Origin of the sequence: Streptomyces sp. S07_1.15 (assembly GCF_020739505.1) — a bacterium.
GTDB lineage: Bacteria > Actinomycetota > Actinomycetes > Streptomycetales > Streptomycetaceae > Streptomyces > Streptomyces xinghaiensis.
In genome coordinates, this window is sequence record NZ_JAJBZK010000001.1 from 2,258,966 (window position 1) to 2,284,492 (window position 25,527).

16 protein-coding genes, 1 tRNA gene and 2 pseudogenes are annotated in these 25,527 nt (G+C 73.5%); 6 read left to right on the top strand and 13 right to left on the bottom strand.

All coding sequences use genetic code 11. The features are described from left to right. Positions 1-138: 138 nt before the first annotated feature. The 3 genes from LIX60_RS09500 to LIX60_RS09510 are packed head-to-tail and all read right to left on the bottom strand — an operon-like array spanning position 139 to position 4,051. A complete protein-coding gene (locus LIX60_RS09500; protein ID WP_227958051.1) occupies positions 139-1,002 on the bottom strand; it encodes an immunity 49 family protein in 864 nt (287 codons plus the stop codon). Beyond that, a complete protein-coding gene (locus LIX60_RS09505) occupies positions 999-3,653 on the bottom strand; it encodes a hypothetical protein (protein WP_227962985.1) in 2,655 nt (884 codons plus the stop codon). The genes LIX60_RS09500 and LIX60_RS09505 overlap by 4 nt, the downstream gene beginning before the upstream one ends. After that, positions 3,650-4,051, bottom strand: a complete 402-nt coding sequence (locus LIX60_RS09510; protein ID WP_227958052.1) for a DUF6507 family protein — start codon at positions 4,049-4,051, stop codon at positions 3,650-3,652. The genes LIX60_RS09505 and LIX60_RS09510 overlap by 4 nt, the downstream gene beginning before the upstream one ends. A 341-nt stretch (positions 4,052-4,392) precedes the next feature. Between LIX60_RS09510 and LIX60_RS09515 the strand changes: the two genes are divergently transcribed. Then, a complete protein-coding gene (locus LIX60_RS09515) occupies positions 4,393-5,469 on the top strand; it encodes an AI-2E family transporter (protein WP_227958053.1) in 1,077 nt (358 codons plus the stop codon). A gap of 42 nt (positions 5,470-5,511) precedes the next feature. On the opposite strand, the pseudogene LIX60_RS09520 reads toward LIX60_RS09515, so the two are convergent. Further along, a pseudogene (locus LIX60_RS09520) lies at positions 5,512-5,835 on the bottom strand (mandelate racemase); the annotation flags it as partial. 477 nt (positions 5,836-6,312) lie between these two features. Here LIX60_RS09520 and LIX60_RS09525 point away from each other — a divergent pair. Together LIX60_RS09525 and fdh are read left to right on the top strand one after the other, a co-directional pair. After that, positions 6,313-7,389, top strand: coding sequence for an AI-2E family transporter (locus LIX60_RS09525; RefSeq protein ID WP_227958054.1), 1,077 nt, complete (start codon positions 6,313-6,315; stop codon positions 7,387-7,389). A 164-nt stretch (positions 7,390-7,553) separates the two neighbouring features. Then, positions 7,554-10,817 (top strand): formate dehydrogenase, encoded by a 3,264-nt coding sequence (gene fdh / locus LIX60_RS09530; protein WP_227958055.1) that lies wholly within the window; start codon positions 7,554-7,556, stop codon positions 10,815-10,817. A 94-nt stretch (positions 10,818-10,911) separates the two neighbouring features. On the opposite strand, the gene selD is transcribed toward fdh, so the two are convergent. Beyond that, complete coding sequence (gene selD / locus LIX60_RS09535; protein ID WP_227958056.1) at positions 10,912-11,937, bottom strand: selenide, water dikinase SelD; 1,026 nt, start codon at positions 11,935-11,937, stop codon at positions 10,912-10,914. 200 nt (positions 11,938-12,137) lie between these two features. Here selD and LIX60_RS09540 point away from each other — a divergent pair. Continuing rightward, positions 12,138-12,230 (top strand) — tRNA-Sec (locus LIX60_RS09540). Positions 12,231-12,274: 44 nt separating this feature from the next. Here LIX60_RS09540 and LIX60_RS09545 read toward each other — a convergent pair. The 7 genes and pseudogenes from LIX60_RS09545 to LIX60_RS09575 all read right to left on the bottom strand — a co-directional run. Then, a pseudogene (locus LIX60_RS09545) lies at positions 12,275-14,068 on the bottom strand (SelB C-terminal domain-containing protein); the annotation flags it as partial. Positions 14,069-14,075: 7 nt separating this feature from the next. Further along, positions 14,076-15,392, bottom strand: a complete 1,317-nt coding sequence (selA, locus tag LIX60_RS09550) for an L-seryl-tRNA(Sec) selenium transferase (RefSeq protein ID WP_227958057.1) — start codon at positions 15,390-15,392, stop codon at positions 14,076-14,078. Positions 15,393-15,930: 538 nt separating this feature from the next. Next, positions 15,931-16,923, bottom strand: a complete 993-nt coding sequence (locus tag LIX60_RS09555) for an AraC family transcriptional regulator (protein WP_227962688.1) — start codon at positions 16,921-16,923, stop codon at positions 15,931-15,933. Between the two features lie 86 nt (positions 16,924-17,009). After that, positions 17,010-17,837, bottom strand: a complete 828-nt coding sequence (locus LIX60_RS09560) for an NmrA family NAD(P)-binding protein (RefSeq protein ID WP_227958058.1) — start codon at positions 17,835-17,837, stop codon at positions 17,010-17,012. 301 nt (positions 17,838-18,138) lie between these two features. Continuing rightward, entirely contained in the window at positions 18,139-18,867 is a 729-nt protein-coding gene (locus LIX60_RS09565; protein WP_227962689.1) for a GAF and ANTAR domain-containing protein, read from the bottom strand. A 267-nt stretch (positions 18,868-19,134) separates the two neighbouring features. Then, positions 19,135-19,986 carry an oxaloacetate decarboxylase gene (locus LIX60_RS09570; protein ID WP_227958059.1) on the bottom strand — a complete coding sequence of 284 codons (852 nt, stop codon included), beginning with the start codon at positions 19,984-19,986 and terminating at the stop codon, positions 19,135-19,137. A gap of 66 nt (positions 19,987-20,052) precedes the next feature. Then, positions 20,053-21,054 carry a DMT family transporter gene (locus LIX60_RS09575; RefSeq protein ID WP_227958060.1) on the bottom strand — a complete coding sequence of 334 codons (1,002 nt, stop codon included), beginning with the start codon at positions 21,052-21,054 and terminating at the stop codon, positions 20,053-20,055. 539 nt (positions 21,055-21,593) lie between these two features. Between LIX60_RS09575 and gntA the strand changes: the two genes are divergently transcribed. Both gntA and LIX60_RS09585 read left to right on the top strand, forming a co-directional pair. Next, complete coding sequence (gntA, locus tag LIX60_RS09580) at positions 21,594-22,418, top strand: guanitoxin biosynthesis heme-dependent pre-guanitoxin N-hydroxylase GntA (protein WP_308101152.1); 825 nt, start codon at positions 21,594-21,596, stop codon at positions 22,416-22,418. 168 nt (positions 22,419-22,586) lie between these two features. Next, positions 22,587-23,054, top strand: a complete 468-nt coding sequence (locus LIX60_RS09585) for a hypothetical protein (protein ID WP_227958061.1) — start codon at positions 22,587-22,589, stop codon at positions 23,052-23,054. A gap of 72 nt (positions 23,055-23,126) precedes the next feature. On the opposite strand, the gene LIX60_RS09590 is transcribed toward LIX60_RS09585, so the two are convergent. Beyond that, a complete protein-coding gene (locus LIX60_RS09590; protein ID WP_227962690.1) occupies positions 23,127-25,373 on the bottom strand; it encodes a TerD family protein in 2,247 nt (748 codons plus the stop codon). Positions 25,374-25,527: the final 154 nt, after the last annotated feature.

Sequence of the window (25,527 nt, forward strand, 5' to 3'; positions counted from 1 at the left end):
GGGTGGCGGCGGTCCGGGCGATCCTGCGGGAGGCCGCAGCCGGCATGACCGTCGTCGGCCCGGCCTCCCTCCCGGCGGCCGCAGTGCCCGCGGCGGCCTCGCCCCGGGGTGCCGTGGGCACGTTGGCCCGGTGCGTCGTCACGTGGGGAACTCGCCCAGCCAGCTGTGCTGCAGCAGGTGCTTGGGCAGGTACTCCGACTCCACCTCGATGGGCAGTTCGCCGTCATAGGCGAGGGAGGCGATGGCGAGGGGCCCGAGGGCGATGCTGCCGTCGATGTCCGTGACCCGCTCCTCGGTCAGGGTCCAGTACGCCTGGTGCAGTTTCAGGGCCTCCACCAGAGCGGGGCTGAAGCCTGCCTCGTCCCGGCGCACGAAGTGGTAGAAGAGGTTGATCGGCGGATAGAGAAGGCCCTGCAGCAGATCCTTCGGCGCGATCCGCGCCACGGAGGGATCCGACGCCTCGAACGTGGCGGTGAGCTTCTCCACCAGCCCAGGCCGCCGCAGCCAGTACGTCTGCAGCGTGTCCACCCAGTGGTAGATGTACTCGTCGTACTGCCCCTCCGGCGAGCGCAGGCGCTCCAGGGGGACCTCGCACAACTCCGTCATCCGCTGCCGCTCACGGCAGATCACCGCCAGCCAGAACGCCGTCAGCCAGGTCCCCGCATCAGCCGTCGACATCGGACCGGTGGCCGGGAGGCTGCGCATCTTCCGGTTGATACGGCACTCGACCCTCCCCTCACTCACCCCCGTCACGGCGAACAGCGCCGAGCCGAGCTGCATCGCGTTGACCGCGGCCTCCCACGTCTCCACCGCCGCCGCCCGCGGATCGATGACGCAGCGAGCGCGCAGCGTCATCACCGCCGTGCCGAACAGCGAGTCGATCACGGCCGTCGACTCCTCAAGACGGTCGATGCCCCTGAGCAAGTGTTCATTCGCCCGCTCCGCGAACCGCTCGGCCTCTGGTCCTGCCGGCAGTTCATGCCGGGCGATGTGTACGGTCACGGAAGGGTCCCCTTGCTGATGTCGAACCGCCGGTACTGGTAGCCAGTGTAAGTCCCTGCGTTTTTCTCACCCTTGACGACGGCGTATTCCAGCTTGCCTTGCTCAAGCGCCATTTCCATGGACTCCACAAGCTCGAATTCACCGCGCCTCTTCATGGCCTCCATAATGTCGAGGAAATACTCCCTGCTGCCTTGCGAGACTTGCCGACCGCCTGGCAGCGTGCGCCTGCCGAGTTCGGTACCGGGGCTGCTCTTGGCCTCGATGACGACGATGCGGCCGTCCTCGTGCTTCCAGACCTGGTCGAACTGGTCGTTGCCGTTCTTCGGACCGAGAAGCGGCTGTTCCGTGAAGTCCGGGTAGCGCTCGGCGACGTAGTGGTGCCGGGCCGCTGCCTCGCCGAACTCCTCGGCCGCCTCCCCCATCGCGGTGTGGGACTCCTTGTACGTCCCCTTGGCCTCTCCCCACTGCGCGGCCGAGTCGGGGGTTCCCTGGGCGTCGTGGGCCCTGCCGGTCTCGGCCTTCCAGTCCGCGACAATGTTGTCCCACCGCACGGCGAAATGGCGATTCTGCGCGGCCTCGTCCAGAATCCTGAGCCGTGCCTTGCTGGTGACGGTGTCCGCCCCCACGCTGATATAGTCCTCGTCGAGGAAATGCGGCTTCGGCGGCTCCGGAACGTCCTTGGCTCGGATCCACGGGGCATTGTCCGACAGCCGGGTGAGCTGTGGCGGGGTGAAGCCGCTCTCGTCGTAGACCTCAAGGCTTTTGCGCGTGCCGTCTTTCCTGTAGTAGTGCTCGCGGTATCCCGGCTCGTGGTTGGCGCGGTAGACCTGGATCTCCTCGATCTGCTCCAGCGTGAGCGATCCGCGAGGCCCGTACGGGTTGGCCCCGTCGCGCATGTAGGCAGGCCGCTGGCCCTCCGGGGACCGGCCGGGCACGCCGCCGTCCGGCCCCGTCGCGCCGGCCGTTCCGCCGCCGGCCGTTCCGTCGCCGGTGGTGTCGTGGCCAGCCGTGTCGTCGGCGGCCCGGCCGAGATCGTCCGCGCCGCCTGCCCCGTGGCCGCCGGAGCCGACGCCGCCGTGTCCGTTGCCGGCCTGCCCGCTGCCACCCGTTCCCGTACTCCGCGCGGACGTCTCGGGGCCGGCAGCGTGTGCGGCTCCGGCTCCGCCGGGTGCCGCCCCGGCGCTGCCCCGGGACGCGGTCCCGTCCCCGCCGCCCGTGCCCGTGCCCGTGCCGGACGGAGGTTCGTGGCCGGCCCGGGGCGGGAGGTTCTGCCCCGTGTGGGCGGTGGCGTCCGGGGTGCGTGAGGTCGCGCCGACGGCGGTGAGTTCCCGGTCGCGGGCCGGTGTCTGCTCCGGCGCGGCCCGCTGCGCGTCGGCGGCCAGTTCCTGGTGCGGCGGCTGGGTGTGGACGTTGCCGTGCCTGTCGACGGGGATGAACCGGCCGTCCTCGATGATGAGTTTGGCGCCGTTGGGGAGTTCCATGACGCTGTTCACGCGGTGCGCGTCCGCCGTGGCCTCGACGCCCGCGCGGACTCCCGTCGTCACCTCGGAGAGCTTCGGCAGGCCGCCGGCCGCCTTGCCGCCCAGTGTCAGGACCGCCGAGACCGGGTCGAGGTACACGCCCACCTTGCCGGCGGCGCCCGCGACTTTGGCGGCGGCACCGGCGTCGGCCGCGCCCCTCGCGGCCAGTGATCCGGCGCCGATCGTCAGACCGTTGAAGACGACGGTCGACGCGGCGCGGGCGGGATTCTCGCCCCACATGTCCCAGGCGACCAGGCCCTTGGCGAAGTCCTTGGCGGCCTGCTTCTGCCGGACCTCGGTCTCGCTCTCCTCATCCGGGCCGATCGCCCAGTCCATGAGCGCGTCGAACGGCGCGATGGTGTACTGGCCGATGCCGCTGAGCACGTCCCCCAGGTGGCTCCAGGCGTCCCCGGCCGCGTCCAGGCCCTCGGTGCCGAACAGGGTGCCCAGGCCCTTGAGGCCGCCCCAGATGTTGTCGACGACCAGGCCGTCCCAGAAGAAGCTCTTGGTCCAGTAGCCGACCTCCCACGCGTGGTGGGACTCGCTGACCGGGCTCCCCCAGGGGGTCTCCTCCGCGTGCTTGAGGACCTCGGCGTCGTAGCCGTACATCACGGTCTTCTTGTTCGACGTGTGGCTGCCGTCGTCCTTCACGAACTTCGGGCCGCCGACCAGCGCCGAGATCTTGGTGGCGGCCCGGCGCTCGGCCTCACGGAACGCGCTCTCCGCGGCCGCCACACCGTCCATGAGCTCCTGGTGGCGCCGGATCTTGTCCTCGTCGTACGTCCACTCGTCGTCGCCCTCCACGCTCTCCACGAACGTGAACGCGTCCGCCTTCAGCCCTTCCAGGCGCTTGGCCAGCGGGCGGGCCTCGACGGAGAAGGTGTCCAGGGCGTCGGCGACCGTCTCCAGCTTCACGGCGAAGCCGTCGGCCTTGTCCATCACCGGCTGTGTGGTGGAGAACAGCGCGTCGGCCTCCGGCGCGGTGTAGAAGGCCCCCAGCATCTGGAAGCGGGAGTGCACGTCCGAGCCGCCGTCGCGGATCCCGATGGCGTCACCGCGCAGCCGGGAGACGTCCTTGTCGAGTTGTTCGAAGTCGCCGGTGAACTGCGGTATGCCCGACGGCTCGATCACTTCTGCCGCCCTTCCCGGCCGCCGCCGCCCTGGTCCCCTCCCGGCGGATCGGCCTTCGGAGCGGCCAGCGCCTTGCGCTGGGCTTCAGCGGCCATGTCGAGATCCGCCAGCGCATAGCAGGCGGTGGCCTCACGGGCCCCGTTCACCGACTTCGCCGCCCGCGCCCCGAGGAACAGCACCTCCTCCGCGGTCCCCTCCACGAAGAGCGCCAGAGCCGCACCGATCGCCCCGGTCGGAGCCGCCCCGCAGTACGGGCCGCTGATGGTGCCGGCCGAGGCCGCCGCGCTCTCCACATCACTCGCGTACGCCTTGACGTCCTTGGCCACGTCGTCCATCGCGTCCTCGACCAGCGAGGTCACGAACTGCACACCGGACGTCGAAATGTCCCACCCGCTCATACCCATCCCCCGCCGGATGCGTGCGCCTGCCGTCCCCGCACGGCACGAGTCACCGGGCGTCGCCGGTCCTGCACCGGAGGTCTGCCTCGGCACTCCCGTGCGTCACACATGATCACCGTACGTCGAACATCCTGTCGCACAAGTCGAGGCGGGCTCAACACAGTTGGGTTCGTGGTGGCGTGATTCAGCCCATACCGCACTGCACCGAACGCGCGGCAGCGGGACCTGACAGGCCCTCCGCCGCCCGGGCAGCGTCCGTCCGTGGGCGGCTTCCGGCTGACGTGGCGCAGCCCGTCCGGGCCGTTCGGTTGGAGCGTGCGGCCGGTGCGTACGCTGGGCGTGTGCAGTTGCTCCCCGAGCCCGTCCGCCGGCTTGCCGCCTGGTGCGTCGTCGTCCTGCTGGTCTCCGGCGTCGTGTACATCGGGATCCAGTTGAGCGTGGTGCTCCGGCCGGCCGTCATTCCCGTGCTGCTCGCTCTGCTCGGCACCGCGCTGCTTCTGCCCCTGCACCGGTGGCTCGTGCGGATGAAGGTCCACCGGTCCGTGGCCGCGGGGCTCACGTGCGCCGCCGTTCTCGGTGCGGTCGGCGGTGCCGTGTATGTCGTCACGATCGCGCTGGTCGACACCTGGGACCAGATCGTCGCCTCGCTGCGCAGGGCGGTGCGGGATCTGGCTGATCAGTTCGGGGCGTCCGGCACCTCGCTGGAGGATCTCGCCGGCAACGCCGTGGACATGCTGGGCAGGTTCGGGGGGACGGCCGCCTCCGGTGTCGTCAGCGGGGTCAGCTGGGCCGTCCAGGCACTCGGTATGGCGGTGCTCGCGCTGCTGCTGGTCTTCTTCTTCCTGCGCGACTCCGACCGGGCCGCCGGCACCCTGCGCTCGCTCGTCCCGCGCGACAACGCCGACGTCGTCGAGGCGATGGCCCGGCGGGCCTTCGAGGGTGTCGAGGGGTTCATGCGGGGCACCACCGTGGTGGCGCTCATCGACGCGGTCTGCATCACCGCGGGCCTGCTGGTCCTGCGCGTGCCCGGAGCTCTCGGACTCGGCGCGCTCGTCTTCATCGGTGCCTACGTCCCCTATCTCGGCGCCTTCGTCTCCGGCACCGTGGCCGTGCTGGTCGCGCTCGCCGACCGGGGGCTCGTCATCGCGCTGTGGGCGCTGGGGGTGGTGCTCGTGGTCCAGATGCTGGAGGGGAACATCTTCCAGCCGGTGGTCCAGAGCCGGACCGTGCGGATCCACCCCGCGGTGGTCCTGGTGGCGCTCACCGCGGGCGCGGCCGTGGCCGGGATCGTCGGCGTGCTGCTCGCGGTGCCGGTCACCGCGGCGGCGTTCGGAGTGGGCCGCGAGCTGCGCACACGGTATGCGGCGCCTTCGGGTCCACCCCCTGCGGGGCCCGCCACCGAGCCGTCGGCGGACTGAGCAGACCGGTGCTGTTCAGTGGCGCACGGCCATGACCGCCTCCACGTCCACGGCGGAGACCGCCATGGCTCCGACGCCGGGGCGGCCGGCGTTGCGGATCCGCGCGCCCATGCGCTGCCAGAGCGCGGGTGGCGAGGTGACGCTCTCCCCCCGCACCAGCGGGGCGAGCTTCGAGGTCACGAAGGAGGCGACGGACACGTCACCGTAGGTGTAGCCGAGGCCGGTCCGGCCGGCCGCGTGCACCCGGACCAGGATCATGGTGGTGGAGTCCCACTCCTGCGTGCCGTCCTGCTCCTTCCCGCCGGGGCCGTCGGTGGGCACCTCGAAGGCATGCACCTCGACCGCGTCGATGCGGCTGTCCTCCAGGCCGGCTCATCCGGCTCCTCCTGCGGCCGCGGGGCCCGTCATGAGGGCCGCCCCGGTCGGCGCTCGACGGCGCCGGCGGTCCTGCCGCCCGGGCCGGGTGGGCGGCGGGGCCGGCGCGGTCGCGGGGGCGGCGGCGGGCCTCGCGCTTCCCGCCGGCCGCGCCGCATACGGCGGGCTTCCGCCGCTCGTGGAGGGGCCGTCGGCCACCTGTGTCATCACGCATTCCCTCGGTGTGTCTCTGCTTCGGCTCTCCCCCGGACCCGCCCGCGGCATCTCGCCGTCTCCCGGGGGTGACCCGGCGGAGGGGCGGGTGAACGGCTGCTCGCCCGCGCCGCCCCCGTGTCTTGTGGACGGGGCCACTCACGTGTCTACCGGGGTGCCGGTACCAGCGCTGCGCTTCGCCGCCCCCGCACGGGGACGCCCCGGCGGGCGGGCCGTCCACGGGCGAGCCCGCGGCCGCGAACGTACGCTGGGCGCGTGCTGCCGCTCCCCGGTCCCGTCCGCCGTCTTGCCGCCTGGTGCGCCGTCATCCTGCTGGTCTCGGGGGTCGTCTACATCGGGATCCGGCTGTGCGTGATGTTCCGGGCGGCCCTCATTCCCGCGCTGCTCGCCCTGCTCGGCACGGCGCTGCTCCTTCCGCTGTTCCACTGGCTGGTGACGTTGGGGGTCAAGCGCTCCATCGCCGCGGGGCTCACCTGTGCCGCCGTCCTCGCCGCCGTCGGCGGCACCGTGTACGGCGTCACGCTCGCGCTGGTCGACACCTGGGACCAGATCGTCGCCTCGCTCCGCGAGGCCGTGCGGGATCTGGCCGACCGGTTCGGTGCGTCCGGCACCTCGCTCGAGGAACTCGGCGGTGAAGCCGTGGACATGCTCGGGCGCTTCGGCGGAACGGCTGCCTCCAGTGTCGCCACCGGGGTCAGTTGGGCCCTCCAGGTCCTCGGCATGGCGGTGCTCGCGCTGCTGCTGGCGTTCTTCTTCCTGCGCGACTCCGACCGGGCGGCCGGCACCCTGCGCTCACTCGTTCCCCACGGCAGCGCCGACACCGTCGAGGCGATGGCCCGGCGGGCCTTCGAGGGCGTCGAGGGCTTCATGCGGGGCACGACCGTGGTGGCGCTCATCGACGCGTTCTTCATCACCGCCGGCCTGCTGGTCCTGGGGGTGCCCGCGGCCCCCGGGCTCGGGGCGATCGTCTTCATCGGCGCCTACGTTCCCTTCATCGGCGCCTTCGTCTCCGGTACCGCCGCCGTGCTGGTCGCCCTCGCCGACCGGGGGCTCGTCATCGCGCTGTGGGTGCTGGGAGTGGTGCTCCTGGTCCAGGTGCTGGAGGGGAACATCCTCCAGCCGGTGGTCCAGAGCCGGACCGTGCGGATCCACCCCGCGGTGGTCCTGGTGGTCCTCACCGCGGGCGGGTCCGTGGCCGGGATCGTCGGCGTGCTCCTCGCGGTACCGGCCACCGCGGCCGGGTTCGGAATCGCCCGCGAGCTGCGCGAGCGGTACGCGTCGCCCCCGGACCGTCGGGCGGAGCCCTCCGCCGGGCCGTCCGCGGACACGTAGGGCGGGCTCCGACCGGCGGCGGGGTACGGGATACGGCGGAGTACGGCGGCGTACGGCCGCCCGCCGGTGGGCCGGACGGAAGACTTTCCGATCCACCGGTGTGAACCGGCGGGAACAGGGCACTGGAAAGCGCAGCATTCAGCACCACGGAAGGGGCAGACATCATGGGTGTGCGCACCTGGATCGACTCCTGGCCGGTGTACCGGCAGCTCAAGGGGACGGATCCCCTGGGCCGCGGGGCCGCCGTCAAGAGCGGGACCAGCGCGCGCCTCACCTCCCGGGTCGCCTCGGCCGACCGGGTGGTGAAGTCGATCTGCCCGTACTGCGCCGTGGGCTGCGGCCAGAACGTCTACGTCGAGGACGATCGCGTCACCCAGATCGAGGGTGACCCCGACTCCCCCATCTCGCGCGGCCGGCTGTGTCCCAAGGGCGCGGCCAGCCTGCAGCTGACCACCGGCGGTGCCCGCGAGCACCAGGTCCTCTACCGGCGCCCGCACGGAACCGAATGGGAGCGCCTGGACCTGGAAACGGCGATGGACATGATCGCCGACCGGGTGATCGAGGCGCGCCGGGCCGGGTGGCAGTGGGAGGCCGACGAGGTCCGCACCCGCCGCACGCTGGGTATCGCCAGCCTCGGCGGAGCCACACTCGACAACGAAGAGAACTACCTGATCAAGAAGCTGTTCACCGCCCTGGGTGCGGTGCAGATCGAGAACCAGGCGCGTGTTTGACACTCCTCCACCGTCCCCAGTCTGGGGACTTCGTTCGGCCGCGGCGGCGCGACCACCTTCCAGCAGGACCTGCAGAACTCGGACTGCATCGTCATCCAGGGCTCGAACATGGCCGAGTGCCATCCGGTCGGGTTCCAGTGGGTGATGGAGGCCAAGGCCCGCGGTGCGAAGGTGATCCACGTCGATCCGCGGTTCACCCGCACCAGCGCGCTGGCGGACGTGCACGTGCCGCTGCGCGCGGGTTCGGACATCGCCTTCCTCGGCGGGATCATCAACCACGTCCTGCGGACGGAGAGCTACTTCCGCGACTATGTCGTGGCCTACACCAACGGGCCGGTGATCCTGCGGGAGGACTTCCGTGACACCGAGGACCTCGACGGGGTCTTCTCCGGCCTCGACCCCGAAACCCGCACCTACGAGAACGAGAGCTGGCAGTACGAGGGGATGACGGTCCAGGCCGCCTCCGGCAAGCGTGACCAGATGTACCAGGAGCGCACCCAGGGCGGCAGTTCGGTGACCAGCGCGGCCCGCGGCGAGGCCCACGGGTCCGGCGGCGCGAACATCGGCGCGGGCGAACCCGAACGGGACGAGACGCTGACCGATCCGCGCTGCGTCTTCCAGGTGCTCAAGCGGCACTACGCCCGCTACACCCCCGAGATGGTCGAGCAGATCTGCGGCGTGTCGCAGGACGTCTTCCGCCAGGTGTGCGACGCGGTGACGGAGAACTCCGGGCGCGAGCGGACCACCGCCTTCGCCTACGCGGTCGGCTGGACCCAGCACACGGTGGGCGTGCAGTACATCCGCGCGGCCGCCGTCCTGCAGAGCCTGCTCGGCAACATCGGCCGGCCCGGCGGCGGCATCCTCGCCCTGCGCGGGCACGCCTCCATCCAGGGTTCGACCGACATCCCCACCCTGTTCAACCTGCTGCCCGGCTACATCCCGATGCCCCACGCCCACGCGCAGCAGAACCTGGACACCTTCGTGCAGGCCGACGCGGCACGCAAGGGCTACTGGGGCAACATGCGCTCCTACCTGGTCAGTCTGCTCAAGGCGTACTGGGGCGGGGCAGCCACCGAGGACAACGACTTCTGCTTCGACTACCTGCCGCGGCTGACGGGGTCGCACTCCACCTACGAGACGGTCATGGCCCAGCTGGAGGGGATCTGCAAGGGCTACTTCCTGATGGGCGAGAACCCGGCCGTGGGCTCCGCCAACGCCAAGATGCAGCGTCTGGGCATGGCCGAGCTGGACTGGCTCGTCGTCCGGGACTTCTCCCTCATCGAGTCGGCCACCTGGTGGAAGGACGGCCCCGAGATCGAGACGGGCGAGCTGCGCACCGAGGACATCGGCACCGAGGTGTTCTTCCTGCCGGCCGCCGCGCACACCGAGAAGGACGGCACCTTCACCAACACCCAGCGCCTGCTGCAGTGGCACCACCAGGCCGTCGAACCGCCGGGCGAGGCCCGCAGCGACCTGTGGTTCACCTACCACCTCGGGCGCCTCATCCGGCAGAAGCTCGCCGCCTCCACCGACCCGATGGACCGGCCGCTGCTGGACCTGACCTGGGACTACCCCACCAAGGGTCCGCTCGCGGAGCCCGAGGCGGAGGCCGTGCTCGCCGAGATCAACGGCCATGACGCCGAGGGCGGTCCGCTGACCTCCTACGAGCAGCTCAAGGACGACGGCTCCACCGCCTGCGGCTGCTGGATCTACTGCGGGGTGTACGCCGACGGCGTCAACCAGGCGGCCCGCCGCAAACCGGGCGGGGAGCAGAACTGGGTCGCGGGCGAATGGGGCTGGGCGTGGCCCGCCAACCGCCGCATCCTCTACAACCGCGCCTCGGCCGACCCGGAGGGCAGGCCGTGGAGCGAGCGCAAGACGCTGGTGTGGTGGGACGAGGAGCAGGGCAGGTGGAGCGGCCACGACGTCCCCGACTTCAAGCCGGACAAGGCGCCCGATCATGAGCCGCCGTCCGGGGCGACCGGCCCGGAGGCCCTCTCCGGCACCGACGCCTTCATCATGCAGGCCGACGGGAAGGCGTGGCTGTATGTGCCGTCCGGCCTCACCGACGGCCCGCTGCCCACGCACTACGAGCCGCAGGACTCGCCGTTCCCGAACCTGCTCCACCCGCGGCACCAGCGCAACCCCGTACGGCAGTTGCTGCGGCCGCACCCCGACAACCGCTACCAGCCCAGCGGTACGGAGCCCGGCTCGGAGGTGTTCCCCTGCGTCGCCACCACGTACCGGCTCACCGAGCACCACACCGCGGGCGGCATGTCCCGCCAACTGCCGTATCTGGCGGAGCTACAGCCGGAGTTCTTCTGCGAGGTGTCGCCCGAACTCGCCGCGGAACACGGTCTGGAACACACCGGGTGGGCGACGATCGTCAGCGCGCGCGGCGTGATCGAGGCGCGGGTCCTCGTCACCGACCGGATGGCTCCGCTGACCGTGCAGGGGCGGCGGCTGCACCAGGTCGGCCTGCCCTACCACTGGGGGCCGAACGGCTACTCCACGGGAGACGCGGCCAACGAGCTGCTCCACCTGTCGCTCGACCCCAACACCCACATCCAGGAGGCCAAGGCGTTCGCCGTGGACATCCGGGCGGGACGCCGCCCCCGGGGGCCGGCCGCCCTGGAACTGGTACGGGAATACCGGGCCCGGGCCGGCATCGACGAGCACACCGGCACCGGGCTGTGAGGGGCCGCCGCGCGGATCACCCCGGCGCGGCGGCCCAGCGCGACACGAACACGACGGATCGCGTCAGCGCGACGGATCACCTCAGGACGACCGATCACCTCAGGACGACGGAGTGCGCGCCCCTGGGCACCAGTTCGCCCACGACCGGCGCGCCGGGCACCTCGCCCGCCACCAGCAGCCCGCCCGAGGTCTGGGCGTCGGCCAGCAGCAGCCGGGTGGCGGTGCCGGTGGTCCCGAAGTCGGTGAACGGCGCGACCCACTCCAGGTTGCGCCGGGTGCCGCCGCTGACGTAGCCGTCCCGTACGGCCTCGCGCGCCCCGTCGAGGTAGGGGACGGCGGTGGTGTCGATCACGGCGGTGACGTCCGAGGCCCGTGCCAGTTTGTGCAGGTGGCCGAGGAGCCCGAAGCCGGTGACGTCGGTGGCGCAGACGGCCCCGGCCGCCAGGGCCGCGGCCGAGGCGTCCCGGTTGAGGGCCGTCATCGTGGCCACCGCGTGCTCGAACCGCTCGCCGGTGGCCTTGTGCCGGTTGTTGAGGACGCCCAGCCCGAGCGGTTTGGTGAGCGACAGCGGCAGGCCGGGCCGGCCGGCGTCGTTGCGCAGCAGCCGTTCCGGGTCCGCCAGGCCGGTGACGGCCATGCCGTACTTGGGTTCCGGGTCGTCCACGCTGTGTCCGCCGCCCACATGGCAGCCCGCCTCGGTGGCGATGTCCAGGCCGCCGCGGAGCACCTCGCGCGCGAGGTCGAACGGGAGCACGTCGCGCGGCCAGGCCAGGAGGTTGACGGCGACGAGGGGCCGGCCGCCCATCGCGTAGACGTCGGACAGGGCGTTGGCCGCGGCGATGCGGCCCCAGTCGTAGGGGTCGTCGACGACGGGGGTGAAGAAGTCGGCGGTGGAGACCACGGCCTGGGCCGGTGCCCCGTCCGGCGCGGGCAGGGACACGACGGCCGCGTCATCGCCGGTGGCCAGCCCGACGAGGAGCGGGGTGCCGGCCGCGGCCGGCGCCGGGACGGCCAGGCCGCCGAGGACGTCCTCCAGTTCGCCGGGCGGGATCTTGCAGGCGCAGCCTCCTCCGTGGGCGAGCTGCGTGAGCCGTACGGGGGTGTCGCTCGCGGTGGTCATGCTGGTCCTTCTGGTGGGGTGTCGGGTCCGGTGGGGTGTCGGGTCCAGTGGGTCTCGGGTCCAGTAGGTCTCGGGTCGGGTGGGCGGTCGAAGTGGACTGCCGGGCGGCCGGGCGGCCGGGCGGCGGGGCCGCGGGGTCGCGGGGTCGCGGGGTCACGGAAACCGGTCCCGCGGGCCCTCCGGTAGCCTGTACGGGCGGTGGAGGCGTGTGGGTGCCTGGTGGCCCTCCCGGTCTTCAAAACCGAGGTGTCCGAGGATCTCGGGCAGGCGGGTTCGATTCCCGTCCGCCTCCGCTCCCCGCACCGGTCCGGCAGCGCCGGCACCGGTCGTCCACCCGTTCGGTGTGGCCACGGGCATCCAGGTACTCCAGCAGCGGCACGGCCACGCGGCGTGTCGTGCCGAGGGCCTTGCGCGCCTCGCTCAGGGTGAACGGCTGCGGCAGGTCGCGCAGGACCGCGGCGGCCCGGGCGTCCGCGCCGGGCAGCAGCAGGATGCCGTCGCCGACCCTCAGCAGCGCGCCCGCCGAGACCGCGGCGGCCACCGCCTTGCGGTCCAGCCCCAGTTCGGCCAGCCGGCCGGCCTCCGGGGCCTGGAACGGTGACACCTCCAGTTCCCGGCGCACGGCGTCGACGGCCGCCCGGACGGCCGGCGGCAGGGCGGGCTTCTCACTCGCGGGCCCGTACAGCCGCCCCTGCGCGCTCCGCAGCCGCGGACGGCCCGGGGTCCCGGCCAGCGCGTCGACGAGGGCCCGGTCGGGCAGGCCGAGCAGGCGCCGGGCCGCCTCGGTGGGCAGGCCCGGATCGAGGGGGTGCCGTGCCGCGTACCGTTCCGTCTCGGCCGCCAGACGGTCCCGCAGGGCGGCCCAGTGAGCCGGTTCGGCCAGCCAGTCCCCGGCGACGGGCGGGGCGGTGGCGGGCACCCCCATGGCCTCCAGTTCGGAACGGCGGACGAGCCCGCGCCGCCGCAGTTCCGCCACGGCGTCCGGGCGGCCGCTCATGCCCGCCAGCTCGGCCGCCCGGGCCCGGGCGGCCCCGCGCCGTCTCAGCTGCGGCGGCCGCACGTCCAGGACCGTCACGCCGCAGGGCGCGCGCCGCCCGCCCGGGTCCCGGAGCACGGCCCGGTCACCGACGCGCAGGGGCAGGGCCCGGGCCGGGGTGAGCCGCGCGGTGTCCGTACCGAGCGGCCGGACGGTCACCGGGACCGCGGCGGTGCCGATGTGCAGGGTGACCGTCCGCGGCAGCTCCCCGGCCGGCGTGCCGGTGATCCGCACATCGGCCGCCGTGGCGGGCAGCCAGCGGTCCGGGGTCAGCAGCACCCGGCCGCGGCCGAGCAGGCCCTTGGGGACGCCATGGACGTTCACCGCCACGCGGGCCACGCCACCGGCCGAGGAGCGGTCCTCGCCCAGGCACTGCAACCCGCGCACCCGGACCGGGGCGGAGTCCTCACCCGTCACCAGCCGGTCGCCGACGCGCAGGGTCCCCTCGGCCAGCGTTCCGGTGACGACCGTGCCGTGCCCCCGCACGGTGAAGGCGCGGTCCAGCCACAGCCGTACGTCCGCGTCGGCGGGCGGGTCGGGCAGCACGGCGGCCAGGCGGGCCAGTTCGGCGCGGAGCCCGTCCAGTCCGGCGCCGGTGACCGCGCTCACCGCGACGGACGGCACGGCGCCGAGGGAGGTGGCCGCCAGGCGCTCGGCGGCGTCCGCCCGCACGGGCTCGGGATCGGCCAGGTCACTGCGCGTCACGGCGAGCACGGCATGCCGCACCCCGAGCGCGTCCAGGATCTCCAGGTGCTCCTGGGACTGCGGCTGCCAGCCCTGGTCGGCGGCCACCACGAACAGCACGGCGGGCACGGGGCCGGCGCCGGCCAGCATGGTGGCGACGAACCGCTCGTGACCCGGCACGTCCACGAAGGCGATGGTCTCCCCTCCGGAACCCGCGGAGCCGTTCTGGCCCCCGGAGCCGTCCGGGCCCCCGGAGCCGTCCTGGCCCAGCCGGGTCCACACGAATCCGAGATCCAGGGTCAGTCCCCGTCGCCGCTCCTCCTCGAAACGGTCGGGTTCCATTCCGGTCAGCGCCCGCACCAGGGCGGACTTGCCGTGGTCGACGTGCCCCGCGGTGGCCAGTACCCGCATATCCCCCTCACCTCTCCGCCGCCGCGACCGACCGGACGGCCCCGGCCAGCCGCTCGTCGTCCTCCACGGGCACCGCCCGCAGGTCGAGCAGGCACCGCCCCGCCTCCAGGCGCCCGACGACGGGGACCGCCCCGGTGCGCAGGGCGGCGGCGTACCGCTCGGGCAGGGAGAGCGCGGCGCCGGGCAGCGTCACGCCGGGGGCTCCGCCGCCGCCGACCGTCCCGGCGCTCTCGACGGCCCGTACGTCCACGCCCTCGGCGCTCAGCACGGCGGCCAGCCGCTCGGCGCGGCGCAGCAGGTCCGCCGGATCGGCGGTCAGCGCCGTCTCCGTCGGCGTACCGGGCCCGGTCAGCGTCGCCTCCAGAGCGGCCAGGGTCAGCTTGTCCACCCGCAGGGCGCGGGCGAGCGGGTGCCGGGAGACGGTGCGGACGAGTTCCTCCCGGCCGAGGAGCAGCCCGCACTGCGGCCCGCCCAGCAGCTTGTCGCCGCTCGCGGTGACGAGTGACGCGCCCGCGCGCAACTCCGTCGCTGCGTCCGGTTCTTCGGGCAGCAGCGGGTGCGGGGCCGGCAGCCCCGAACCGATGTCGACGACGACCGGGACCCCCAGCCCCGCGAGCTCGGCGGTGTCCGGGACCCGGGTGAAACCGGTGATCCGGAAGTTGGACGGGTGTACCTTCAGGACGAAGCCCGTCTCCGGGCCGACGGCGGCCGCGTAGTCGGCGGCGGTGGTGCGGTTGGTGGTCCCCACCTCGCGCAGCCGGGCGCCGGTGGAGACCAGGAGGTCCGGCAGGCGGAAGCCGTCCCCGATCTCGACCATCTCCCCCCGGCTGATGACGATGTCCCGTCCGGCGGCGAGGGCGGCGGCCACCAGGGCCAGCGCGGCGGCACCGTTGTTGACGACGTGCGCGGCGGCGGCTGACGGCACCCTGGCCAGGAGGGCCGCCAGGGCGGTGCGGCCCCGGCGGGCCCGCACCCCGGTCTCCAGATCCAACTCCACGTCCGTGGGCCCGGCGGCCTCCTGCACCGCCCGCCGGGCCGCCGGCGACAGCGACGCCCGCCCGAGATTGGTGTGCAGCACGACGCCGGTGGCGTTGATCACCGGCCGCAGGCCGCTCGCCGTGCGCGGGAGCAGGGCGACCGCCGTATCGGCCACCCCGTCCGGCGGTACCGCTCCGTCGCGCGCCCGCTCCTGCGCCCGGTGGACCGCCGCTTTCACCGGCGCCGTCCCGAGCCGGCCGGCCGCCTCCACCAGGCGGGGATCGCGCAGGACGGCGTCGGTGCGGGGAATCCGCCGCCGCGCGTCCGGCGCGGCCCCGCGCGGCACGTCGTCCTCCCGGCCGGCCCGGCTGCTCTGCCCGCTCCGACCACCGGGGCCGGCCGGGGCGGCCGGAACGGCCCGGGCGGTCCCGGGTGCGCCGTCCGGCGCCCGCGTCCCCCTTCGCGCGGATGTGACGCGCTGGTCCACGTGGTTCCTCTCCTCCGGCCCTGTTCGTCCCCTTCGTCCCCGCCCGGGGAACGTTCATCGTCTCCCAGTGCCCCCGGCCGGCCGCAGGACACGCCGTGGCCCTCCCGGGCGGGGCAGCGGCGGCGCAGTGGCGGCGCGGTGGCCCGGTGTTCCCACCGAACCGGTCGGCTACCCGGAGGACGCCGTGATAAGCCGCCCTGCGGTCGCGGAGTGGCGGGCCGGCGCGGCGGAGCGGGAGAGAGGCCGCACGGGAGTCCGAGCGAAGAGAACCCGGCGGTACACCTTCCCGGTTCACGGCCCCATCACGGCCCCGGTTCACGGTCAGCGTTCGCCCGGCTGCCGCGGCGGGGACCGCACATCGCCTCGGTCCTCTCCCGCGCGGCAGTCCCGGCCGGGGTCAGTGTCCGAGGACCACCGTCCGTGCCGTGGCAGCGGCGGATACGACGGTGCCCGGCCGGTTGCCGTTGCGGTACTCCTGCGGGCTGACGCCCCGCTCCCGTTTGAAGGCGGTGCTCAGGGCGAACGGGCTCGAGTAGCCCACCCGCCGGGCGATGCCGGCGAGGGAGAGGTCGGGGTCGCGCAGCAGGTCCGCGGCGAGGGTCAGCCGCCAGCCGGTCAGGTACGACATGGGCGGTTCGCCGACGAGTCCGGTGAAGCGGCGGGCCAGGACCGCCCGGGAGACCCCGGCCGCGGAAGCGAGCGACGCCACCGTCCATGCCTGCCCGGGCCGTTCGTGCAAGTGCCGCAGGGCCCGCCCCACCACCGGGTCGCTCCCGGCCCGGAACCAGAGCGGCGCGCCGCTGCCCGGTTCCGTGAGCCAGGAGCGCAGGACGTTGATGAGCAGCAGGTCCAGGAGCCGGTCGAGGACCACCTCCTGGCCGATGTCCTCCTGCTCCAGCTCGGCGGCCAGCATGCCGATGAGCGGGGACCGCGCCGCCGAGGCGGGCCGCACCAGCAGCGCCGGCAGGCCGGCGAGCAGCCTCCGCCCGACCTCGCCGGGTGCCTGGTAGGTGCCGCTGAGCATCACCGCCGATCCCGTGCGGTGGGGCTCGCCCCAGGTGCGCACCCCCAGGGCCATCGTCTCGGTGACGTCCTCCCCGTCGGTGGTGTTGCAGCGCTGGTCCGGGCCGACGGTGATGCCCGGCCGCGTCGCCGGGTCGTCGACGAGCGTGTACGGCTCGGGGCCGCGCAGCACCGCCACGTCCCCGGCCTCCAGCCGCACCGGGGCGGCGTCCTCGCGGAGCACCCAGGCCGAGCCGTGCAGCATGGTGGCCAGCGACAGGGGTGCGCGGTCCTCGATGCGCAGTCCCCACGGGGGGTTGAACACCGACTTCAGGAGGAAGGCGCCGCGGGCCTGGGGGCTCTCCAGCAGGCCGCTGAGCATGTCCACGTCTGTCACCCCTCCCTGTGCTGTCGCTGTTGCTGTCGCGGACATCGTCTCCCACCGACGCGGACGGTCTGCGCGTTCCCGGCGGTCTACACGTCCCAGACGCCGGTGGCCGCGGCCTCCTTGGCGTAGTCCGTGAAGTCCTTGGGCTCCCGTCCCAGCACCTCCCGGACACCGTGCACCGGGGCGGCGTTGCGGCCGTCCGTGATCAGGATGAACAGGTCCGCGAACTCCTCCGGTTCGCCCGCCTCCCGCAGCGCCGCGCGGTAGTCGTCGGCACCGACCGGAACATAGGTGATCGTCCGGCCGGTGACCGCCGACAGTTCGCGGGCCACGTCGTGGAAGCTCAGCGGCCGGGGACCGGACAGTTCGTAGGTCCTGCCGATGTGGCGGTCGTCGGTGAGGGCTTCGACCACCACATCGGCGATGTCGTCGGCGTCCACGAACGGCTCGACGGCGTCTCCGGCGGGCAGCACCAGCTCGCCCGAGCGGACCGGGTCGAGGAAGAAACTCTCGCTGAAGTTCTGGTTGAACCAGCCGGCCCGGACGACGGTCCAGTCGCAGCCGGATGCCTTGAGGGCGTCCTCGCCGGCGACGGCGCCCTCCTCGCCCCGGCCGGCCAGCAGCACCAGACGGCGGACGCCCCGCGCCACGGCGAAGGCGGCGAGCCGCCCGACGGCTTCGGTCGCCCCGGGGAAGGCCAGGTCCGGGTAGTACGTCACATAGGCGGCGGAGACCCCGTCCAGCGCGGCCCCCCAGGTGTTCTCGTCCTCCCAGACGAAGGGGATCTCGCTGCTGCGGGAGCCGGTCCGCACGGGCCGTCCGAGGGCCCGCAGGCGCTCGGCGACGCGCCGTCCGGTCTTGCCGGTGCCGCCGATGAGGAGGACGGGTGCGGTGTTGTGCGTGTGTGTGGTCATGACGCCATTGAAGTTTCCGCCGCGCGGACGGTACATGGCGCTCGAGCTCACCTGCATACGCGATCGTCTCGGTCGTCCCGGTCCTCCGGGTCGTCCCGGCCCCGGGTTGCCCGGCGCCCCGTCAGACCGCCGCACCATCGGACCGCCGCACCGTCCGCGGCCGTGATGCCCAGGACGTCGAGGAAGGCGGTCGCCGCGGGTGCGCGGCCGGCGGCCGGGAAGGCCTGGTTCCGAACGGCCCCGCCCCGCAGCCCGGACAAGGGGTCCGGCCGGCGGACCCGGCCCGGCTCCGCATCCGGGCTCAGGTGCGGGGACGGGGTCCCGGGGTGGTGGGCGGCCGGCCGGTGAGGCGGGTGATCAGCTCGGTACACAGGTCCCGGAGCTTGATGTTGCGCCGCTGGGAGGCGGAACGCAGGATGGCGAAGGCTTCCTCCGCGGTGCACCGGTTCCGGTCCATGGTCACGCCGATGGCCTGGTCGATGACGCTGCGGGACTGCATGGCGGTCCGCATCTGCTCCGCGAACTCCTGGGCTTCGCTGATGCGTTGCGCCAGGGCTATGCCGCCGGTGGCCTGCGAGGCCAGGGCGCGCAGGGCGGCGAGATCGGATCGCGCGAAGGCACCGGGCGGGCCGGCGTACAGGTTGAGAGCGCCGGCGGTGTGGGTGTGGGCGGCGATCGGTAGGGAGAGGGAGGAGCGGATTCCGCAGGACACGGCGTAGCCGGGGTATTCGCCCCAGCGGCTCTCGTCCAGCATGTCCGGGACGGCGACCTCCCGGCCGGTGCGCAGTGCCTGCAGGCAGGGGCCGTCATCCTGGCCGTACTGCTTCTCGTCCAGTTTCGGCGCCGAGGATCCCGCACTGACCACCGTGAGGGGCCGGCCGTTGCGCTCCAGGGTCACCCCGACGCCCTCGCTCCGGGACAGCTTCAGGGCCGCGTCGGCCAGCGCCTGCAGGAAGTCCTCCAGGGAGTCGGTCTCGAGCAGCCACTGGGTGATGTAGTCACTGTTGTACGCGTCGTCTTCGCTCGGCATCTGGTCCTTCGCGTGGCCCGCGGCCCGGTGGTCGGCATCTGTTCGTGCCACCGGGGCGACGGAAGTCCACGTCCGAAGGAACACCTCCAGTGCGGCCACCGCCTGACGCCGGTTCGGGGCCGGCGCGGTGCAGCCTCTGCCACCCACGCTACTCCGGTGTCACGGGGCCCTGCCGCCGTACGGTCATGCCGGGGTCCCGCCGGGGCCCCCGCCGGGACGGTGCGCGGGCAGCGTCGCGGCCGCCGCCCGCCGGGCCACCGTGGGGGGTCACCCCTCTGGGTCCGGGCCGAGCAGCGCGTTGAGTTCGGGGTAGGAGAGGGCGCCCGCGCCGAAGGTGAAGGTGCCGTGCTCCCGGATCTCCCCCGCGGCCCGGACCAGCGCTCCCAGCGCCGTCCGGGCCATCGACGATCCGACGCTGATCCGCCGCACGCCGAGCTTCCCGAGCTCGGTGACGGACAGCCGCAGCGCCCCGCCCATCAGGACGTTGACGGGCTTGCCGACGGCGGAGCACACCGCCCGCACCGCGCCGGCGTCGGGGAGGGCCGGGGCGTACAGGACGTCGGCGCCGGCCTCCTCGTACGCCCGCAGGCGGCGGATCGTGTCGTCGAGGTCGGGCCGGCCCTGGAAGAAGTTCTCGGCCCGTGCCGTCACGGTGAAGGGGAAGTCCAGCTCGCGGGCGGCGGAGACGGCGGCGGCCACGCGCTCCGCCGCCTCCCCGACCGGACGGACCGGGTCGTCCGCCCGCCCCGTCGAGTCCTCGACGGAGCCGCCCACCAGGCCGGCGGCCGCGGCCAGCCGGATGGTCTCGGCGACCTCCTCGGGTGTCCGGCCGAAGCCGCTCTCCAGGTCGGCGGTGACCGGCAGCGGGGTCGCGGCGGCGATGGAGCGGGCGTTGTCCAGGATCTCGTCCCGGCCGACGCGGTTCGCGCCGTCCGGCCGGCCGAGGGTGTAGGCGAAGCCGGCGCCCGTGGTGGCGAGGGCCGCGAAGCCCATCCCGGTCAGCAGGCGCGCGGTGCCCGCGTCCCACGGGTTCGGAACGACGAAGGGCCGCGGGCCGGTGTGCAGGGCGCGGAACTCGGCGCCTTTGCGGTACTGGTCGTCAGCGGTGCGGCGGCTCATGCGGGACTCTCCTGCGATACGCGGACGGGGGGACGGGGGACGGGGGGCGGCTCAGTTCACCTCACCTCAGCCCACCCCGAGCTGCTCGTCCGCACCGGGAGCCGTGCCGCGGGCCTCATCCGCCGCGGTGGGTCCGGCGACCGGCCCGGGCGGCTGCTCCGGGGCCGGCGGCGCCGTGGTCCGCCGGGCCGGGAGACGGGAGACGGCCACACCGGCCAGGCAGACGGCGCCGCCCAGCAGGGTGAGCCAGCCGGGCACCTCCTCCAGCGCGACCCAGGAGATCAGGACGACGACGGCGGGGACCGCGTAGGTGGTGGCGCCGAGCTTCCCCGCCGTCGTACGGGCCAGGGCGTAGGCCCAGGTGCTGAAGGCGAGAGCGGTGGGGAAGAGGCCGAGGTACACCAGGTTGAGCGTCGCCAGCAGCGGGGCCTCGGGCAGATCCGCGAACAGTTGCCCGCCGAACGGCAGGCAGGCCGCGGTGCCGACGAAGCATCCGAAGGTGGTCACCTGCATCGGGCTCGCGTAGCGCAGCGCCGGCTTCTGCGCGACCACCCCGGCGGCGTATGTGACGGCGGCGACCAGGCAGAGCACCACACCGGCCAGGGAGGACGAGCCGCCGCCGGACATCGACAGCCCGACCACCGCGGCCCCCGCGAACGACACGGCCATCCCGGCCAGCAGCAGCGGCGGGAAGCCCTCCTTGAGGAGCCAGCCGCTGAGCAGGGCGATCAGCACGGGTCCGATGTTGACCAGCATGGCGGCCGTCCCCGCGTCCACCAGCTGCTCGCCCCAGTTCAGCGCGACCATGTAGACGCCGAACCACATCACGCCGGCCCCCGCGATCCCCGGCCAGGCTCTGCGGTCGGGCAGCGTGCCGCGCTTGAGCAGGAAGACGCAGCCGAGTGCCAGCGAAGCGATCAGAAGCCGCCCCAGTGCGAGCGCGCCGGGAGCGTAGTGCTCGGCCGACACGCGGATGGAGACGAACGCCGACGCCCACAGCACCACGGTGACGACTACTGCGGCGAAGGCGCGCCGATCGATACGGGTACCGCCGGTCGCGTGATCCATGGGCGCACGGTACCGGGCCCCTCTGACACCTGCGCGAGGCATTTTTCCGGCCTTCCCGCACCGTTCAACGGACCCTCGGGCTCCGGTTCGCCGGACGTTCCCCCGGATCCCCCGGCCTCACCCCGGCAGCCCGCCGCTCGCCCCGGCCCCTCGCCCCGGCCCCTCGCCCCGGCCGGGCGGCGCATCCCGGCCGGCGCCGCTCCCGAGGCACCCACCGCTTCACTCTCCGTGTCCGCGAGCCGTGCCCCGGCGATCACGCCGAGCGAGATCCGGTCCCGCGGACCACGCCTCCGGACGCCCTCCGGACGCCCTCCGGACAGGGCTTCCCACCGGCGGATTTCGCTGATCGGCTTCGCGCCGTCACAATGGCCGTGGCGCCCCCGTCAGCCGCGGGGGTGAGACCCGTTTCTCTCCGCCTCAGCAGGCTCTTGACCTGCGGGATCGCGCAGCTTTTCATAAGGGTGCCGGGCGGACGCCCAGGACATGAATGCCGGAATTGATCGCCCTCCGCGTGGGATGTGGCGGAAGGAGGGCGAGCCGTGAACGCTTCTGCGCGTGCAGAGGTTGAGAAGTTCCTGCTGGGTGACAGGTTCTCCTGTCTGGCCGGGCGGTCCGCCTGGCGTCAGGGCGGCATCACACACCGTCACTACGAGCGGTTCGGCGGCGTCGAGTCCGCCCGGCTCCTGGCCCTCGACCTCGCGGAGTTCGTCGGGTCCGCCGACTGGGACAGCCGCTCCTTCACGAGCTTCATCGCCACCTTCGAGGACCCCCGCGGCCTGGACGAGGCCGGGTTCGAACAGCACCTCTGGCAGCAGCTCCAGGCGCTCCACGAATACGACGCGGAGACCCACCGCTGGGCCGAGGGCTACTCCTCCGACGCCCAGTCCGGGGAGTTCGCGTTCAGCGTCGCCGGCCACCCCTTCTTCGTGATCGGACTGCACCCGAACCACGTCCGGCTCGGCCGGCGCCCGCCCTTCCCGATGCTGGCCTTCAACTCCCATGTCCAGTTCCGGCGGATCAAGGCCGCGGGAATGTGGGACCGGCTGGCCGACAAGATACGCAAGCAGGACATCAAGCTGCAGGGCGACATCAACCCCAATCTCCAGGAGTACGAGCAGCTGTCCGAGGCCCGGCGCTACTCCGGCAGCCGGAAGCCCGCCGACTGGCAGTGCCCCTTCCGGGCGCGGAGCGGCGTGGAGACCGGGGCCGGCGCCGCGGCGGAGATCGGAACGGAGGCCGGGGCGGAGAACGGACACTACCGGGGGCCGGGCAGCGCGCCCGTGGAGCACGGCCAGGCGGTTCCCCGCATCCCGCACCAGGCGGCCCACGCCGACTCGCCGGCGGCCTCCGCGGCCATGGTCTGAGCCGCACCGCGCCTCGTACGGAACGGCGGACGCCGCGACCGGCCGGGGCCCGGGTTCGGCGGGTTCCGGTGCTGCGGGCCCCGGTGCACGAGGGGTGCCGGGTTCACAGCACCGGCACCCGGCCGAAATCGGCTCCGCGGCGGGTGAGTCTGTGGTGTCCTGCTCCGCGTGGACGCCACTCTTTCGACTCTGATCGCTGTTGTCGGAACCCTGCTCGGTTCCGCCGTGACGCATGTCTTCCAGCGCGCCGCCGACCGCCGCGCCCAGCACTTCGCCGCCGCGCAGCAGTTGCGGGCCGAACGCATGCAGGTCTACAGCGACTTCGCCGGGGCCGTGGCCGACTTCCGGCGCGGGCAGTACGACCGGTGGCACCGCAGGGACGAGGACCCCGACGGCCCGGCCCACTTCGAGGCCCGCCTGGAGGCCCACCGCCTGCGCGGAACGGCCCTGCACGGGCTGTTCCGCGTCCAGCTCATAGCCAGCGCGACCGCGGTGGTGGACGCGGCCCGCCACGCCTACGAGCTGACCTCCGAGATCCCCCGCGCCGGCTCCAAGGCGGAGCTGAGCGCCCAGGGCGGCCGGGCCAAGGAGGCGTTGGAGGCCTTCATCACCCTGGCGTCCTCGGACGTCCGGTGAGCGCAGCGAGCACGGAGAGCACGGAGCCCCGGACCGCCCCCGGGACTCCCCCGCCGCACCACCGGAACGCGGTCACCCGGCAGCGGCCCGCGCCACGGCCCCGCCTCCCGCGGCGGACTGCGAGCGGCGTCCCGGGCGGGCGGTGTCGAGGTGGGCGACGACGCCGGCGTAGAAGCGGTCCACCGCGTCGTCGACGCTGCGGATGAAGCCGGACTCGGCGCTGCCGCGCGTGCTGCCCATGCCCTTGAAGAGGGACAGCCGGAAGCCGGTGATCGCGGCGCCGTCCTTCGGCAGAATGTCGGCCGGCTCCGGACGCAGGCGCTCCAGGGTGCCGCGCGGCCCGGCGCCCCGGCCGTCGACCAGCGTCTCGATGTGGGTGTCGGCGGGCGCTTCGGCGAGTTGACGGATCAGGCGCTTGGCCCAGGTCAGCGGGTAGCCCTGGTCCGGCGCGGGCATCTCGACGGAGGTGCGCAGCTTGCCGGTGCGCAGGTCGGCCACGATGCCCAGGACGCCCTGGGCCCCGTCGACACGGAGCTCCGCGCTCAGCCGGCCGTCGCGGCAGAAGCTGTCGGCGAGCGCCGCCCGGCGGGTGTCGGGATCGGTGCCGCGCCTGGCGCGCTGCACGGGCAGGACCTTCTGCCCCAGCTCGCCGCCGAGCCGCAGGCAGACCTGCCGGACGAGCCGTTCCCAGCTCTCCACGACCTCGACGGCGCGCCGGTCGCCCTCGCAGAGCGTCTCCTCGTCGATGCCCCTGCGCACCGGCACCCAGGCCGGGCCCATGTTCTGGAAGCCGTGGCAGCCGGAGTTGTCGTGCTGGAGGTAGTGCAGAAGCTCTTGGAGGAGCCAGGCGTGGGCGGCGTTGCCGACGCCCTCGTGGCGGATCAGCATCTGCGCCTGGTGCGCGACCTCCGCCCAGGAGAGGTGCCACAGCGCGACCTTGTGCTTGCGGCGCTTGTCGATCTTGACGTCGACCAGCGGCCGGCCTTCCAGGGCCACGTCGTTCGAGAGCGTGATGACGGCCTCGTAGCCGCGCCGGGCGGCGATGTCCATGTAGGCCTGCACCTGGTCCGGCTTCAGCGGATTGCCGTTGGTCTTGGTCTCCACCAGGGCGGTCCACAGCTTGCCCGCACGCTCCACGCGGATGATGCCGTCCGGGCGCCTGGGCGTGTCCCCGTGCGGCAGGGAGACCTCGGCGAAGGTCTCCGTCCGGCCGGCCGGTGCCCCGAACGCGGCGGTGAGCCGGCGCCCGAACTCCGGTACCTGGGCCATCACCGAGAGCAGGACGGAGGTCGCCCTGGTCTCCCGCTCCCGGTCGCTCTTGAGTGCCGGGGCGGGGAAGAGCCGGGCCTGCCGCCAGGTGTCGTTCTCGGCGAGGGACTTCTTGGCCGTCCGGGGGATCGTCACCTTCCTCTTGGCGGTACGGGGGCGGCGGGCGGCCGGGGCGGGGGCCCCTGCCGCAGCCGGCGCCGGGGCGGGTGCCGGGGCCGGGGCTTCGGCTGCGGGCACGGGTGCGGCTTCGGGCACGGGTGCGGCTTCGGGCACGGGTGCGGCTTCGGGGGCCGGCCGCTGCGAGGGGACGGTGGTGGACGGACGCGGGGGCACCGCTGTGCCCGGCACGGGCGCGGAAGCCGTCGCAGCGGACGGGGCGGGAGCGGGCGCCGGGGCCGCCCCCTCGGCGGATGGCACCGCCGCCGTACCCGCCGTGACCGCCGAGCCCGGTACGGGTCCCCCCGCCTCCTCCGCCTCCTCCGCCGCCCCCGGATCGCCGGGTTCCTCCTCCGGGGCCTCGTCCACGTCGATGCCGAAGTCCGTCGCCAGGCCCGCCAGCCCGGTCTCGTAGCCCTGCCCGACGGCCCGGAACTTCCACTCCCCGGCACGGCGGTACAGCTCGCCGAAGAGGAAGGCGCTCTCCACGCTCGCGTCACCGATGGAGAAGCCGAGGACGGTCTCCCCCGTGCGGTCGGCGAGCGTCATCCGCAGGTCGTCCAGGTCGCCGAAGCGGGCACCGCCGTAGCGGCTGGCCGCCAGGACGACGCGTTCCACCTCCGACGGCATCCCGGCCAGATCAAGGCTGATCCGGTCCTCGCTGCCGTTGGCGGTCGGGGTCTTGCCGAGCAGTTGCACGCTGCCGTCCGCCGCCACCGGGTTGTTGTAGAAGAGGAAGTCCGCGTCGCCGCGCACCTTGCCGTTGGCGTCGAGGAGGAGAACGGAGACGTCCGCGTCCCCGTCACCGTCCGTACTGCACCAGGAAAGACTCAGGACCACGGCGCCGGTGTCCTCGCTCAGAGCCGCCAGTCCCACGTTGGCTCCCTTGACCATCTCCAGCATGTTCCGCCCCCAAGTGCCCGGGCCGGCCGGACCCTCCCCGGTCCGCACGGCCGCCGTGAAGCGTGATGCGTGCCACACCCGCTGTGTGCGGGAACTCTAGTGGTCGGTGGGCGCATACCGAGGGTTAATGCGTTGATTGAGTGCA

Coding starts and splice junctions, on each gene's coding strand:
- LIX60_RS09565 (WP_227962689.1), bottom strand. CDS start 18,867: ATGCCGAGCGAAGACGACGCGTACAACAGTGACTACATCACCCAGTGG.
- selD (WP_227958056.1), bottom strand. CDS start 11,937: ATGACCACCGCGAGCGACACCCCCGTACGGCTCACGCAGCTCGCCCAC.
- LIX60_RS09560 (WP_227958058.1), bottom strand. CDS start 17,837: ATGACCACACACACGCACAACACCGCACCCGTCCTCCTCATCGGCGGC.
- LIX60_RS09590 (WP_227962690.1), bottom strand. CDS start 25,373: ATGGTCAAGGGAGCCAACGTGGGACTGGCGGCTCTGAGCGAGGACACC.
- LIX60_RS09575 (WP_227958060.1), bottom strand. CDS start 21,054: ATGGATCACGCGACCGGCGGTACCCGTATCGATCGGCGCGCCTTCGCC.
- LIX60_RS09510 (WP_227958052.1), bottom strand. CDS start 4,051: ATGAGCGGGTGGGACATTTCGACGTCCGGTGTGCAGTTCGTGACCTCG.
- LIX60_RS09570 (WP_227958059.1), bottom strand. CDS start 19,986: ATGAGCCGCCGCACCGCTGACGACCAGTACCGCAAAGGCGCCGAGTTC.